Below are 15,637 nucleotides of genomic sequence, written 5' to 3'. Positions count from 1 at the left end.
CAATTCCCCCTTTTATACAAATATACATTAATAAATAAAATAAGAACAATCTCTCCTTGAAAAAAATAACAGCTTGTGGTACAATAAGTTGATGTGAGTAATATCATTACTTGCTCCTTGTCGGCTGGTGACAGTTCGACCAAAGACCATAGGGAGGTGTAAATAGATGAGAAAGTACGAATTAATGTACATTATCCAACCAGCAATCGAAGAAGATGCAAAGAAGGCTTTAGTTGAGCGTTTCAATGAAATCTTAACTTCAAATGGTGCTGAGATCATCGAAGCTAAAGAGTGGGGTAAACGCCGCTTAGCTTACGAAATCAATGACTTACGTGAAGGTTTCTACCAAATCGTTAAAGTAAACGCTGATTCTAGAGCAATCGATGAATACATTCGTTTAGCTAACATCAATGAAGACATTATCCGTCACATTGCTGTTCGTATCGACGATAAATAAGAAAATCGACTATCATGCTGAACGAGGGAGGTTATTAACTGATGATTAACCGTGTCGTATTAGTTGGAAGACTAACAAAAGATCCGGAACTTCGATATACGCCAAGTGGTGTTGCAATGGCTAGATTTACACTTGCTGTAAATCGTACATTCTCTAACCAACAAGGCGAAAGAGAAGCTGATTTTATCAACTGTGTCGTTTGGAGAAAACAAGCGGAAAACACAGCCAATTTCTTGAAAAAAGGAAGCTTGGCAGGTGTAGAAGGGCGTATTCAAACGGGTAGTTATGAAGGACAAGATGGGAAACGTGTTTATACGACAGACGTTGTCGCAGACAGCGTTCAGTTCTTAGAACCACGCGGTAGCTCTGGTGATCGTGGCCAAGGTGGACAATCATATGGCGGCGGACAACAACAGAACTCTTATCCGACATATCAGCAAAACCAACCAATGAATCAGCAAAACTATACACGTGTAGATGAAGACCCATTTGGAAATAGTAGTGGTCCGATTGAAGTATCTGATGACGACCTACCATTCTAAAATCTTATTGCACGTTTTACTTTAATCGAAAAGGAGGCAACCTATTATGGCACCACGTCGCGGAGGCAAAAGACGCCGTAAAGTTTGTTACTTCACTGCTAACAACATCACACACATCGATTATAAAGATGTAGATTTGTTGAAAAAATTCGTGTCAGAACGTGGGAAAATTCTTCCACGTCGTGTGACAGGAACTAGCGCGAAGTACCAACGTAAGTTAACACGAGCTATCAAAGTATCTCGTATCATGGCTTTACTTCCATTCTCTTCTGAAGAGAGATAAGTATATAAAACGAAGACCGGGAAACCGGTCTTTTTTTGTTCTCTTTTTTTAAAGGATAGGAACTATCATTTAACCTTTTGGATTTAGTAATTTATTGTCTATACCCTATTAATGTATTGTTACTGGTTTTAACACCTTCAGACAACTTTAGCGAAACAGATTAAACAATGGGTGATGGCTTAAGGAAAGCAACCATACGTGATTCATAAACTATAAGAGAATATGTATGTGGTATAAGAAACTATCTTTGTATGGGGTCACATAGGCTTTTCATATCATGTAATTTTAGTTGTACTTGAAAATCTGTTACAATGGATAGATGATTATAATAAAGGAAGGTCGATCATGCAAAAGAATCAGTCAAGCTATTTAACGTTTGGATCTTTAATGATTGCACTATTTGCTATTCTCATAGCAATGTCTGTGTATGTTCCGATTCTAACAATTATCACATCCTTAATAGCACCCTTACCATTAGCTTGGTATAGTGCAAAATTTGAAAGAAAAGAATCGCTACTTGTTATGGTAGTAGCAATATTTATATCTTTTATTATTGGAGGTATAGTAGGTTTAACACTTGGATTAGTTGTAGGGCCAGTTGGTTTTATAATAGGAGATTCTTTACGAAAAAAGCAGTCCAAGCTATACATGCTAATGGCTGCAGGAATATTCGTACTACTCATGACTGCTGTGCAATACATAATTTCTATTTTAGTTTTAAATATGAACCTGATAGAGCAATTTTTAGAGGGTACTAAAATATACTACGAGCAAGCGGGAAAAATACTGGAGACTGCTGGCCAAAAACCAAAGAACTACGATGAGATGGTTAAACAAATTATAATAGCATTCGAAGCAATGTTGCCAACGCTCTTTATTTTAATGGCGTTTTTACAGGCATTTGTTTATGTATCTATTCTTTTACCCATCCTAAAGAAGTTAAAAGTACCAGTTCCAAAATTTCCTAAATATATGTATTTTAAATTACCAAAAGCAGTGTTGTGGTATTATTTAGTTGTAGCAATCATCTCCTTAGTCACTACATTTGAGGTAGGGACCTTTAGCTATATGCTAATCATAAATGCGACCTTTCTTTTAAGAGCATTACTGTTGTTACAAGGGATATCGATTATTCAGTATTATTTTCATGTACAGGGTTGGCCAAAGTGGAGTGCTATTTTAGCCACTTTTTTAGCAATTCCACTAAATTCATTTGTAATAATCCTAGGTGTTTTAGATTTAGGATCTAATTTGCGAGCATATTTAAAAGACAGATTTAAGAAATAAGGAGCTGATCCAGTGGCGTCTTTTTTTAGAAAACGACCAATACGATATCCACTAATATTGTTTATGCTTCTCAGTGGAGTTGCATCTTATTTGCTTCTGTCTAACAACCTTTTAGTTGGATTACTATTTGCTCTCTTGGTTGTGGGAGTGTTTATATACGCTTGGATAATTGAAAAGCGTGTTTATGAAGAGACAGAAAGGCATATAGAGACTCTTTCCTACCGTATGAAAAAGGTAGGGGAAGAGGCATTGCTTGAAATGCCAATAGGAATTATTTTGATAAATGATCAGCATATAATTGAATGGGCAAATCCCTATATGACTCAAAAGTTACCATTTGATACGATTATAGGGGAGGAGTTACTTTCCATATCTTCTGACTTTCAGCAGCTCCTCAGGCAGGATGATTCAAAGGAAATGGTCATTTCTTTAGATGAACATGACTATAAGGTATTTTACAAGGCAGAGGAAAAGCTTCTATATTTCTTTGATATCACTGAGCAAGTTGAAATGGAATCACTTTACTATGGAGATCGAACTGTGATTGGTGTATTATTTATCGATAATTATGATGAGATATCGCAAGGCATGGACGATCAAACAAGAGGCCAATTAAACAGTATTGTTACTTCTACTGTAAATAATTGGGGAGCTAAACATGGCATATACGTTAAAAGAATATCGTCTGATCGTTTTTTAGCAGTTTTCAATGAATCCATTTTGTTGGAAGTGGAAAAAAGCAAATTCTCCATTTTGGATGATATCAGGGAAACTACCTCTAAGTTTGGATTCTCTTTAACTCTTAGCGTTGGGGTGGGTGCAGGATCTACCTCTCTTGTAGAATTAGGAGAGCTTGCACAATCGAGTCTAGATTTAGTGCTTGGCCGTGGAGGTGACCAGGTTGCTATTAAGCACCCTAATGGCAAAGTGAAGTTCTATGGAGGCAAAACTAATCCAGTAGAGAAACGTACACGTGTTAGAGCAAGGGTGATCTCACATGCAATGAGAGATTTGATACAGGACAGCGATCAGGTACTCGTAATGGGTCATAAGTTCCCGGATATGGATGCGATTGGCTCAGCCGTAGGTGTAAGAAAGATGGTTGAGATGAACAAGATAGATGGCTACGTTGTGATTGATTTTAACGAGTTGGATAAAAGTGTACTTCGTCTAATGGATGAAATTAAAGAAAAGCCTGATTTATATAAACGTTTTATCAGCCCTGAAGAGGCTATCAATAAAATGACTGAAAAGACTTTATTAGTTGTAGTAGATACCCATAAACCAAGTATGGTTATTGATGAAAAATTACTTCAAAAAGCTGAAAAAGTTGTAGTAATCGATCATCATCGTCGTGGAGAAGAGTTTATAACGAATACCATGCTTGTCTATATGGAGCCATATGCATCATCTACGTCAGAGTTGGTCACTGAGCTAATCGAATACCAACCGAAAAACGAAAAAATCACTATGCTAGAGGCTACATCTATGCTAGCAGGTATAATTGTTGATACGAAAAGTTTCACGCTTCGTACAGGGGCTAGAACGTTTGAGGCGGCCTCTTATCTTAGAACCCATGGAGCAGATACTATTTTGGTCCAACGCCTCTTAAAAGAGGATTTAGACACGTATATTGAACGCTCCAAAATTGTGCAGAACGTTGAATTCTTTAGAGAAGGAATTGCTATAGCACATGGGGATGAAGATACTAACTATAGTCAAGTGCTGCTTGCCCAGACTGCAGATATACTTTTAGCAATGAATAACGTATCAGCTTCCTTTGTAGTGGGTCGTAGAAGTGATTCTTCCGTAGCAATAAGTGCAAGGTCACTTGGTGAAGTAAATGTTCAAATAGTGATGGAAAAATTAAATGGTGGAGGGCATCTAACTAATGCCGCTACCCAACTAACAGATATAACAGTTCCAGAGGCTATTAATCAATTAAAACTAGCTATAATGGAAACAATCGAAGGAGGAAACGCAGAATGAAAGTAGTATTTTTAAAAGATGTTAAAGGTAAAGGTAAAAAAGGCGAGATTAAGGATGTAGCAGATGGTTATGCACACAATTTTTTGATCAAAAATAAACTTGCTGTGGAAGCAAATACAGCTGCAATTAGCGCTTTGGAGGGACAAAAGAAGAAGTCTGAAAAAGAAGCAGCAGAAGAATTAGCCGAAGCAAAAAAATTAAAAGAAAAGTTAGAACAGCTAACAGTTGAACTAAAAGCAAAATCAGGTAACGATGGCAGACTATTTGGTTCTGTTACTACTAAACAAGTTGCTGCACAATTAGATAAAGTTCATGGGATTAAAATAGATAAACGTAAAATGGAATTAGATGATGCAATTCGTGCTTTAGGATACACAAATGTACCTGTTAAGTTACACCACGAGGTAGTAGCAACATTAAAGGTGCATGTATCTGAAGAAGCGTAAGGAGAGAATTTTATGAGCGATCCATTATTGGACCGTGTCCCCCCACATAATCAAGAAGCTGAACAATCGGTCCTTGGAGCAATATTTTTAGAACCACAAGCTTTAATAACTGCAGCAGAGATCGTTATGCCAGAAGATTTTTATCGGGTAGCTCATCAAAAAATATTCCAAACGATGCTTCGCCTGAGTGATCAAGGGAAAGCAATTGATGTAGTAACTGTCACAGAAGAATTATCTTCTAAGAAGGAACTTGAAGATGTAGGAGGCATTTCCTACATCAGTGAAATAGCAAATGCTGTTCCTACTGCCGCTAATATAGGCCACTATGCAAAAATTGTGGAGGAAAAGTCAATTCTTCGCCGTCTTATACGAGTGGCTACGACCATAGTAGAAGATGGGTTTACGCGAGAAGATGAGGTAGAAGCGCTTTTATCCGAAGCAGAAAGAAAAATGATGGAGGTTGCCAATCGAAAGAATGCTGGTGACTTTAAACATATTAAAGATGTATTGGTAGAAACCTATGACAATATTGAAAAACTGCATACTAGAAAAGGTGACGTAACTGGTATTCCTACTGGTTTCCGTGATTTAGATCGTATTACAGCAGGATTTCAACGTAATGATCTTATCATTGTAGCGGCACGTCCTTCTGTAGGGAAAACAGCTTTCGCGTTGAATGTAGCCCAAAACGTGGCTACGAAAACTGACGAGAACGTTGCAATCTTTAGTTTGGAGATGGGTGCTGAACAGCTTGTAATGCGTATGCTTTGTGCAGAGGGTAATATTGATGCTCAGGTGCTTAGAACAGGGGCCCTTACTACAGAGGATTGGCGCAAACTTACGATGGCGATGGGTAGTCTATCAAATGCTGGGATCTATATAGATGATACACCTGGTATAAGAGTAAATGAAATAAGAGCAAAGTGTAGACGACTGAAGCAGGAATCAGGTTTGGGAATGATTTTAATTGATTATTTGCAGCTTATTCAAGGAAGTGGCGGAAGCCAGGCGAATCGTCAACAAGAGGTTTCTGAAATCTCTCGTTCCTTAAAGGGTCTTGCCCGTGAGCTAAAGGTTCCTGTTATTGCCTTGTCTCAGCTGTCCCGTGGTGTAGAGCAACGACAAGATAAGAGACCAATGATGTCCGATTTACGTGAATCTGGATCGATTGAGCAAGATGCGGATATCGTTTCTTTCTTATATCGTGAGGATTATTACGATAAGGAAACAGAGAACCAGAACATGATTGAGATTATAATTGCTAAACAACGTAATGGTCCAACTGGAACCGTCACTTTAGCATTCGTGAAGGAATTCAATAAATTTGTTAATATTGATTGGAGCCAACACCAAGCTCCACCAGCATAAAGCAAACACGAACGAATTGATAATTAAATTATCAATTCGTTCGTGTTTTTTCGTTAAATTGGTTGACTATGGTAAAGATGATTGGTACAATAACACTGATTTTTAAACAGGACAAGATGTCTGACGGAGGTGTTGGCAATGCCATCAGTAGTTGTAGTAGGAACCCAATGGGGAGACGAAGGAAAAGGCAAAATTACTGACTTTTTATCGGAACACTCAGAAGTAATCGCACGTTACCAAGGTGGAAATAATGCAGGTCATACAATTATTTTCGGAGGAGAGACTTATAAGTTACATTTAATTCCTTCCGGTATTTTTTATAAGGATAAAATCTCGGTGATCGGGAATGGAATGGTAGTCGATCCACGAGCGTTGGTAAAAGAATTAAAAGGGTTGCATGATCGAGGAGTAACTACTGAAAATTTACGTATTTCTAATCGTGCCCATGTGATTCTTCCTTATCATATAAAACAAGATGAAGTAGAGGAAGCACGTAGAGGTGCTAACAAAATAGGCACAACTGGTAAAGGTATTGGCCCTGCATACATGGACAAAGCTGCCAGAGTAGGGATTCGTATAGCAGACCTTCTGGACTATGAAGTGTTTAAAGAAAAGCTAGAACGTAACTTAGAAGAAAAAAATAGAATGTTTGAGAAATTCTATGAAACAAAAGGCTTTACTGTAGAAGAAATATTAGAAGAGTTTTATAGCTATGGACAAGAGATTGAAAAGTATGTAACCGACACTTCCAAAGTATTGAATGATGCACTCGATGAAGGCAGACGAGTACTTTTTGAAGGAGCACAAGGAGTCATGCTTGATATTGATCAAGGAACTTATCCTTTTGTTACTTCTTCTAATCCTGTTGCTGGTGGAGTAACAATTGGAGCAGGTGTGGGGCCAACAAAAATTTCTCATGTGGTAGGAGTTTGTAAAGCTTATACATCTCGTGTAGGAGATGGACCGTTCCCCACAGAGCTTTTTGATGCAGTGGGCAACCAAATAAGAGAAGTAGGAAAAGAATATGGAACGACAACAGGAAGACCACGCCGTATCGGTTGGTTTGACACAGTTGTAATCCGCCATGCTCAAAGGGTAAGTGGTTTAACGGATTTAACGGTAAATTCAATTGATGTACTAACCGGATTAGAAACCGTGAAAATCTGCACTGCCTATAAATTTAAGGATGAGCTTATTACGGAATATCCAGCAAATTTACGAATTCTTTCGGAATGCGAGCCAGTCTATGAGGAAATGCCAGGCTGGAATGAGGATATTACAAAATGTAAGACGCTTGATGAACTTCCAGAAACAGCAAGACATTACTTAGAACGCATTTCTCAGTTGACAGGAGTTCCTATTTCTATCTTCTCTGTAGGACCAGATCGCACACAAACGAATATTATTTCTAGTGTTTGGAAATAAGTTTCTAAAAAAAACCGTCAAAAAGAAAATTTTGACGGTTTTTTTGTTGATTTTTGTAAGAATTTTTATTTATAAATCTATTAATGTGACAAATATAACAAAGATTCCAGTAGTATTATGTATGAGAAAGAAATTAATGGAGAAAAAGTAAAGAATATTAGAAAAAGAAACTAGTAAAAAGATTAATATTACCAATATAAAAGAAAAAATAGAAAATAATGGGTGTTAAAATACAATTTCTTTACAAGATTAAATATTGCTACACTTCCCTATTTCAAATATGTTAAATTAAAATAGTGTAAAAATGGAATTAAGGTTTTTAAATAGTTTGGAAGGAGCTTTATCATGTTTTGGAATAGAAAGAATGAGGAGCAGAAGAATAAATCACTTGCTGTTCTTTCAAACAGAAAATCAAATGTGGTTAAAAAAGCTACTATAACGGTTTTACTAACATCATCACTAACCTTTAATATGGCATTTGCCAATGAAGGAAACGACAAAGCACTAAAAGAAATTTATCATATATACTCAGAAGGTCAGTACATAGGAGCACTTTCCGATAAAAAAGAAATGGAAAATTTATTGGAACAAAAAGTTCAAGAGAGTAGCTCACAGTATGGCGCTCTTCCTTTAAAAGCAGGATCTAACTTGAAGGTAGTAGCCGAACAAGTATTTACTCCCTCGACGGATGACGAAACAACACTTCAAAAACTCAACGAGATAGTTAAAGTAGAAGCAACAGCATTTGCTTTGTCAGTCAATGACGAGATGGCGGTCTACGTCAAAGACATTGAAGCCTACCATGAAGCGATAAAAAAATTAAAGCTGCAGTTTATCACGGAAGAAGAGTTAGCTATACTGGAAGCTAAAAAAAGTGTTAGTGAAAATTTACCCGAATTACAAGTAAATGAAACACGAATCGCAGATATAATTTTAAAACAGGAAGTCTCAGGTGTAACTGCTAATGTAGCACCAGAAAAGATTGTTTCTGCTGATGAAGCTGTGAAGTTGCTTTTAGAAGGCACACTAGAACAGGAATCGTATAAAGTTCAATCTGGTGATGTGTTAGGTACTATCGCTAATAAACACAATTTAACCTCAGCAGAACTTTTAGCTATTAACCCTGAACTTACAGATTCAAGTGTATTACAGATTGGTCAAGAGATTAATGTCACAGTATTAAAGCCACTTATAAATATAGAAGTAGTTTATGAGAAAAAAGTAGAGGAAGTAATTCCTCATACAAAACAAGTCAAAGAAACAGATGAAATGTATAAAGGCGATACAAAGGTAAAGCAAGAGGGTTCCGATGGGAAAAGATTAGCTACTTATTTGGTTCGTGAGGAAAACGGTGTACAAGTTGACCAGTCCGTTACGGAAGAAACTGTACTCGAACAACCAAAAGACAGTATCGTACTTAAAGGTACAAAGGTTATCCCTTCTCGAGGGTCAGGAGAATTTGCGTGGCCAGCCGAAGGGGGATACATTTCTAGCAAAATGGGATATCGTTGGGGTCGAAAGCATGAAGGTATAGACATTGCTCGTCCTAATGGATTTAACATAAAGGCTGCTGATAACGGAATTGTGGAAGCAGCTGGCTGGGATGGAACGTACGGAAATCGTGTAATTATTAATCATCAAAATGGCTACAAAACAACCTATGCACATCTTTCCTCTATTAGCGTGAGCGTTGGAGATGTGTTGCCACAAGGTTCAAAACTTGGCGTAATGGGAAGTACAGGACGCTCTACTGGAACTCACTTGCACTTTGAAGTGGAGAAGAATGGAGTAACGATTGATCCATTATCTATGTTAAACTAAATAATAAGTTAGAGACAGTCGCTAGCCGGCTGTCTTTTTATATATGATATCCTTCTAATTAGGTGCTAGATTTGTGCACCTTGCCATCCAAGTAAAATGAGGAATAACATTGGGCGCTGGGAGGCAATCCTTCACATTTCCTCTTTACTTCTTAGGAAAGGCACATAGACACTTACATTTCTCTATCTGGCTTTGCTAGACGGTAGTTAGAAGGAAATTTATTTCATAAAAATTTCCTGGGAAATATTTCGACAAAGCTCGACTTCTCATATACTACATCCTTCCTAGGATCTTTTCTTTAAGGATGCATGGAGAGAAAAAGAATGATAGAGTAATGATATATTAATTGTTTAAAATAATGTATTTGATTAAAATATAGCAGAAAAGGGCGAAAGGGGTTTAACAAGTGAGTAAGAAGATTTTAGTAGTAGATGATGAAAAACCAATTGCAGACATACTTCAATTTAATTTAAAAAAAGAAGGCTATCAGGTTTTCTGTGCGTATGATGGGGACGAGGCTTTGAAAAAAGTAGACGAGATTCAACCTGATCTTATGCTTTTAGACATAATGTTACCTAATAGGGATGGAATGGAAGTTTGTAGAGAAATTCGCAAACGCTTTAGCTTTCCTATTATTATGCTAACTGCGAAAGATTCAGAGATAGATAAGGTATTAGGGTTAGAGCTAGGGGCGGATGATTATGTGACAAAGCCATTTAGCACAAGGGAGTTAATAGCCCGAGTAAAAGCTAATATGAGAAGACATCAAACCATTCAAGAAGATAATGAAGTAGTGACTAATGATATTACTATTGGTCCTCTAACTATTCAACCGGATGCTTATTTGGTATTGAAACGAGATGAAACAATTGAATTGACTCATCGTGAATTTGAACTCTTACATTATCTTTCCAAGCATATAGGACAAGTAATGACAAGAGAGCATTTATTACAGACAGTGTGGGGATATGACTATTTTGGAGATGTTCGTACAGTCGACGTTACAATCAGACGGCTACGCGAAAAAATCGAAGATAATCCTAGTCACCCAAATTGGATTGTGACTAGACGAGGTGTTGGTTACTATTTAAGAAGCCCTGAACAGGAGTAAAACGATGCATAAGGTTGGTTACTTTAAATCAGTTCATGTTAAAGTAGTGATGATTTATGTATTATTAATCATTATTGCTATGCAAATCATCGGCTTATATTTTGTTAAAGAGTTAGAGGAGAGACTTAAAGAGAACTTTGAAGAATCCGTTAAAGATCGAGTAGGGATATTAGAATTTAGTGCGCGCGAGGAAATTATTAAAATACGGGCAGAAGAAGACCAAACACTAGAACAAAGTTTACGTTCTATCCTGTCTGGTCTTAATTCGGATGACCTAAAAGAGGTTCGGATTATTGATGCTAAATATCAAATAAGAGCCACCTCAGATTCAAACAATCAATCGATAGTTGGTCAAAAGTCCATGGACGAGCTAGTTCATAAATCCATTAGTGCGGAGGATACGTTTGATAGTATCGTCCTAGATTCCAACAAACGTATTTGGATATTAGTTACACCGATAATTCATAATGGTTCAGTGGTTGGAACTGTTTATATTGAATCGAATATTGAAAATGTATTTAGTCAAATGAACGAAATCAATCAAATCCTAGCAGTAGGTACCGCGGTGGCACTCGTGATTACGATAGTACTAGGGATTTTAATAGCACAAACGATTACAAGACCTATATCTGAGATGAGAAAACAAGCCCAAGCGATGTCAAAGGGTAATTTCTCTCGAAAGGTAAGAGTTTACGGAAATGATGAAATTGGTCAATTAGCGCATGCTTTTAATCATTTAACCAATAGGCTACAGGAAGCCCAGTCGACTACAGAGGCAGAACGTAGAAAGCTTGCCTCTGTTCTAACAAACATGACAGATGGGGTAATAGCTACCGATCGAAAAGGAAGAGTCATTTTGATAAATGATCCTGCAGTAAGGCTATTACGCATACCAAGAGAGATGGTTTTGAATAGACCCATTATTTCGGTGCTTGGCATTGATAGCGTTCACTCCTTTGAGGATTTAATCCATTCTAAGGAATCGATGAATTTAGATTTTAGTACACAGGACCGTCCATTTATACTCCGTGCTAATTTTTCAGTTATCCAAAAGGAGACTGGGTTTGTGAACGGTTTGATAGCCGTTTTACATGATAATACAGAGCAAGAAAAGATAGATATGGAAAGAAGAGAGTTTGTAGCAAATGTATCACACGAGCTTCGAACCCCTTTAACTACTATGAGCAGTTATTTGGAGGCTCTAGCAGATGGAGCATGGAAGGATGACGAGATAGCACCATCGTTTTTGAAGGTCACTCAAACAGAGACACAGAGAATGATTCGTTTGGTGAATGACTTACTTCAATTATCTAAGATGGATAGTCGGGACTATGATCTTAACAAAGAAATTGTTAACTTTAACAAGTTTTTTAATAGGATTATTGATCGATTTGAGCTGTCTAAATCTCAGAACGTTACATTTCAACGTATGCTGCCGGAAGTTCCTTACTACGTAGATATCGACACAGATAAACTGACTCAAGTAATTGATAATATTATTTCTAATGCCCTAAAATACTCCCCTGACGGAGGAAATATTCGATTTGGTATTATAGTTAAAAATGATTTACTACAAGTTATGGTTTCAGATGATGGCATGGGTATACCATCAGAAAATGTAAATCGAATTTTTGATCGATTTTATCGGGTAGACCGAGCACGAGCACGCTCTATGGGAGGGACAGGCCTTGGTCTCGCAATTGCCCGGGAAATGATAGAAGCCCATGGCGGAAAGATTTGGGCCGAAAGTGAAGAGGGCCATGGGACGACTATATTCTTTACATTAGAGATACTGTTAGACGAGGAAGGTGAGTGGGATTGAAGTATATAGAACCAGTAAAATCGATTATTTTACTCATACTCATCCTGCTAAGTCTTACACTTACCTTTACAATTTGGACTTATTCACCTAACTATCCAGAAACAGATACTCCAGTAGTTGATATTTCAATTGCAGAGAAAAAGAAAATGGAAGAGGTAGTAAGACCATATCGTCTACTAATCAGTCAGCCTGATAATCTGAAAGGCTCTAATTCTCTCGTAGATATCAATAGCGTTATTAATTCTATGAAAAACTGGGAAATTGGAACGGTTAAGCTCTTTAGTAACAATACCAATGTTCAGCAGGTGAACGAGTTAATAAATCAACCATATGCAAGTACCTTATTCTTTCAAGCGGATGTCCCTATTGAGTCATATGGTTCCATTTTAAAATTTGTCGATCCTATTTTTCCTAATACCTCCTTCAACCGTTTAGTTATAGACTGGAACTCTTCCGACGCTGAAGGTACGGAGGGTGAAAAGAATTCAAGTCAGGGCTTAACCCTATACTTTATCAGTACTACTCAAAACAAAATTTACTCAGCAGATGTGTCAAAGGAAGATATCAATAGTTTTTCTGAACATATGATTAAAACCGCAAATGCTATGCAGGTGTACACTGAAATAGCTAGAGGTGGTAAATATTCTATATTTACTACTGGTAATCCAGAAAAGATTGTTCAGTATTCTTATCTGATAGAAGATATTGATATTAATAGATTTAAGGATGCCCTTTTTAACATACCAAGTCTGGTCGTACGCCGAAGTAATCCAGTAGGATCTGGCGAACAGTATACGGATGATAATGCTTTAATGACGGTAGACCCTATGTCAATGCGATTAAATTATGTACTTCCTTCTGCAGAAGGTCAATTCCTCGGTAAGTCGTCAGAGCTTCTATATAATAGCTTGAGTTTTGTGAATGAGCATGACGGCTGGACAGATGATTTTCGTTTTAGTAGGATGAATAAGGAATCCAATCAAGTAAATTTTCAGCTTTATTTTGAGGGATTACCTGTTTTCAGTCATATTATGTCCACAGAAATTATGCAATCTTGGGGAAGTAATCGAGTATATCGATATAATAGACCGTATTTTACATTAAATGATCAGCCGTTCTCCTCTAAAGATATAGAGTTGCTTTCGGGACGAGAAGCATATGAGTTATTAAGCTTAGTTCCAAATCAACAAGTTTCTATGATAGAAGAAATGGTACAAGGTTATTATCTCTCTAGGGACGCAGACCAGCCTTTGTTTACACTTGTGCCATCCTGGTATTACTTAGTGAATGGTGTATGGATAAGACTATCTCCAGAAGATTTAGGAGGTGGTACCTTTGGATTGGAGTAAAACAAAGACTATTTTTATCATAGTGTTTTCCATATTAAACGTCTTTTTGTTTACATTATATTTGAACCGATATACTGAGGGTCAGAACATAGAAGTTTTAAGCTCAACAACTGTAGAGGAACGTTTGGCAATAGACAATATTAATGTTTCCAAAGCTTCTAGTGTTATGGTGGAAGATGCCTATTATGTTTCTGGTAGTGTGCATAAATTTGAATCACAGGAAATAGAAGAACTAGAAAATCAAACGATTGAGTTTAAGCCGGAATCCCAAATTGTCGGTACGTTTATTGAACCACTTCCAATTACCGAGGAGAACAAGCTTGAAAAACTTGTGCAAGACAATATAATAAAGGGTTCATCATATGGATTATGGAAAATAGATGAGGAAAATCGAAATGCTACTTTTTTTCAAAAGGTAAACGACCGTCTTGTGTATTATAATCAAAAGGCAAGATTGGTAGTCTATTGGAATGAGGAAAATGAGCTTGTAAGATATGAACAAACCATGTTAGATAATCTGGAAGATTATAGTGAGTCCAAAAACCTTTTACCTACCATTCAAGCAATGTCCAATTTATATTCCAAAGGCTTGTTAGTTGCAAACTCAACAGTAACTGATATTAGCTTAGGGTATTCTACATTGGTACAACAAGCTGATACGCAAGTATTTGCACCAACGTGGCGAATACTAGTTGAGCGTGAGGATGGAAAAATTGATGAGCATTTTGTAAATGCGGTAGAAGGAAGAATTATTGAAATACCAACAGAAGAAGATTCATCAGCAGTAAAATAAGGAGTTTTGATGATGAAGTTTAGTGTACTAGCTAGTGGAAGCAGCGGAAATGCAATCTATGTGGAAAATGAGCAACATTCATTTTTAGTAGATGTAGGGCTAAGCGGTAAGAAAATGGATGAGCTCTTTAGAGGAATCGGAAGAGATATAAAAAATCTTTCTGGAATTTTCATCACCCATGAGCATAGCGACCATATTAAGGGACTCGGAGTAGTTGCCAGAAAATATGGCGTGCCGATTTATGCCAATGAAAAAACATGGGGAGCAATGGATTCACTTGTTGGAAAAGTGCCATTAGAGCAGCGTTTTCAATTTGATATGGAAACCGTGAAGTCATTTGGCTCCATGGATATCCAATCCTTTGCCGTTTCCCATGATGCTGCAGATCCAATGTTTTATATATTCCATGAAAATGGGCGAAAGCTTGTTTTAATAACCGATACAGGGTATGTGAGTGATCGCATGAAGGGACATATTAAAGGAGCAGATGCTTTTGTCTTTGAAAGCAATCATGATGTCAGTATGCTACAGATGGGCCGTTATCCATGGTCAGTCAAACGCCGAATTTTAAGTGACGTGGGTCACGTTTCTAATGAGGATGCTGCAGTTGCTATGAGTGAGGTAATTGATATTAAACCAACTAATGTGTACCTATCTCACTTAAGTAAAGACAACAACATGAAGGATCTGGCAAGAATGAGTGTGACCCAAACCTTGCAATCCTGCGGTATTATTGCCGGTGAGTTCGTTCACTTACATGATACAGATGCCAATCAGCCAACTGAATTAGTTTTAGTATAACTACAAGTTCCAAGAGCCTATAAGCTTTTGGAGCTTTTTTATATGGAATTCCTATTATTATTATTATTATTTTCCATTTTAGATGGAAGCGTTCCGATTTGGCAAGCTATAAGTCATCGCCGACTGCCAGACCGAATGTTATT

14 protein-coding genes are annotated in these 15,637 nt (G+C 37.2%); all 14 read left to right on the top strand.

Annotated features, from left to right (window positions below):
* The first annotated feature begins 166 nt into the window (after positions 1-166).
* The 14 genes from rpsF (at position 167) to MHB55_RS21260 (ending at position 15,494) form a co-directional block, all read left to right on the top strand.
* Positions 167-457, top strand: coding sequence for a 30S ribosomal protein S6 (gene rpsF, locus MHB55_RS21325; protein ID WP_144540267.1), 291 nt, complete (start codon positions 167-169; stop codon positions 455-457).
* A 41-nt stretch (positions 458-498) separates the two neighbouring features.
* On the top strand, positions 499-999 hold the full coding sequence (gene ssb, locus MHB55_RS21320) for a single-stranded DNA-binding protein (RefSeq protein WP_144540265.1): 501 nt from the start codon (positions 499-501) through the stop codon (positions 997-999).
* A 46-nt stretch (positions 1,000-1,045) separates the two neighbouring features.
* Positions 1,046-1,282, top strand: a complete 237-nt coding sequence (gene rpsR, locus MHB55_RS21315) for a 30S ribosomal protein S18 (RefSeq protein ID WP_142540806.1) — start codon at positions 1,046-1,048, stop codon at positions 1,280-1,282.
* 345 nt (positions 1,283-1,627) lie between these two features.
* A complete protein-coding gene (locus MHB55_RS21310) occupies positions 1,628-2,569 on the top strand; it encodes a YybS family protein (RefSeq protein ID WP_340863940.1) in 942 nt (313 codons plus the stop codon).
* A 12-nt stretch (positions 2,570-2,581) separates the two neighbouring features.
* Positions 2,582-4,558 (top strand): DHH family phosphoesterase, encoded by a 1,977-nt coding sequence (locus MHB55_RS21305; RefSeq protein WP_154311986.1) that lies wholly within the window; start codon positions 2,582-2,584, stop codon positions 4,556-4,558.
* Entirely contained in the window at positions 4,555-5,004 is a 450-nt protein-coding gene (rplI, locus tag MHB55_RS21300; protein WP_154311987.1) for a 50S ribosomal protein L9, read from the top strand. Before MHB55_RS21305 ends, rplI begins: the two co-directional genes overlap by 4 nt.
* Before the next feature lie 12 nt (positions 5,005-5,016).
* Positions 5,017-6,372 (top strand): replicative DNA helicase, encoded by a 1,356-nt coding sequence (gene dnaB / locus MHB55_RS21295; protein ID WP_144540259.1) that lies wholly within the window; start codon positions 5,017-5,019, stop codon positions 6,370-6,372.
* 138 nt (positions 6,373-6,510) lie between these two features.
* The gene (locus tag MHB55_RS21290) at positions 6,511-7,797 is read left to right on the top strand and encodes an adenylosuccinate synthase (RefSeq protein WP_154311988.1); all 1,287 of its coding nucleotides are present in this window, start codon (positions 6,511-6,513) and stop codon (positions 7,795-7,797) included.
* Between the two features lie 345 nt (positions 7,798-8,142).
* Positions 8,143-9,618 carry a M23 family metallopeptidase gene (locus tag MHB55_RS21285; protein WP_154311989.1) on the top strand — a complete coding sequence of 492 codons (1,476 nt, stop codon included), beginning with the start codon at positions 8,143-8,145 and terminating at the stop codon, positions 9,616-9,618.
* A 406-nt stretch (positions 9,619-10,024) separates the two neighbouring features.
* A complete protein-coding gene (yycF, locus tag MHB55_RS21280; protein ID WP_144540253.1) occupies positions 10,025-10,729 on the top strand; it encodes a response regulator YycF in 705 nt (234 codons plus the stop codon).
* A gap of 4 nt (positions 10,730-10,733) precedes the next feature.
* Positions 10,734-12,551, top strand: a complete 1,818-nt coding sequence (gene walK, locus MHB55_RS21275) for a cell wall metabolism sensor histidine kinase WalK (protein ID WP_144540251.1) — start codon at positions 10,734-10,736, stop codon at positions 12,549-12,551.
* Complete coding sequence (locus tag MHB55_RS21270) at positions 12,548-13,900, top strand: YycH family regulatory protein (RefSeq protein WP_186318237.1); 1,353 nt, start codon at positions 12,548-12,550, stop codon at positions 13,898-13,900. Before walK ends, MHB55_RS21270 begins: the two co-directional genes overlap by 4 nt.
* The gene (locus MHB55_RS21265) at positions 13,887-14,693 is read left to right on the top strand and encodes a two-component system regulatory protein YycI (RefSeq protein WP_144540247.1); all 807 of its coding nucleotides are present in this window, start codon (positions 13,887-13,889) and stop codon (positions 14,691-14,693) included. The genes MHB55_RS21270 and MHB55_RS21265 overlap by 14 nt, the downstream gene beginning before the upstream one ends.
* A 12-nt stretch (positions 14,694-14,705) precedes the next feature.
* Positions 14,706-15,494, top strand: a complete 789-nt coding sequence (locus MHB55_RS21260; RefSeq protein ID WP_154311990.1) for an MBL fold metallo-hydrolase — start codon at positions 14,706-14,708, stop codon at positions 15,492-15,494.
* Positions 15,495-15,637 lie beyond the last annotated feature (143 nt).

This window comes from Psychrobacillus sp. FSL K6-1267 (genome assembly GCF_038003265.1).
GTDB lineage: Bacteria > Bacillota > Bacilli > Bacillales_A > Planococcaceae > Psychrobacillus > Psychrobacillus faecigallinarum.
This window is presented reverse-complemented; position numbering and strand designations above follow the sequence as displayed.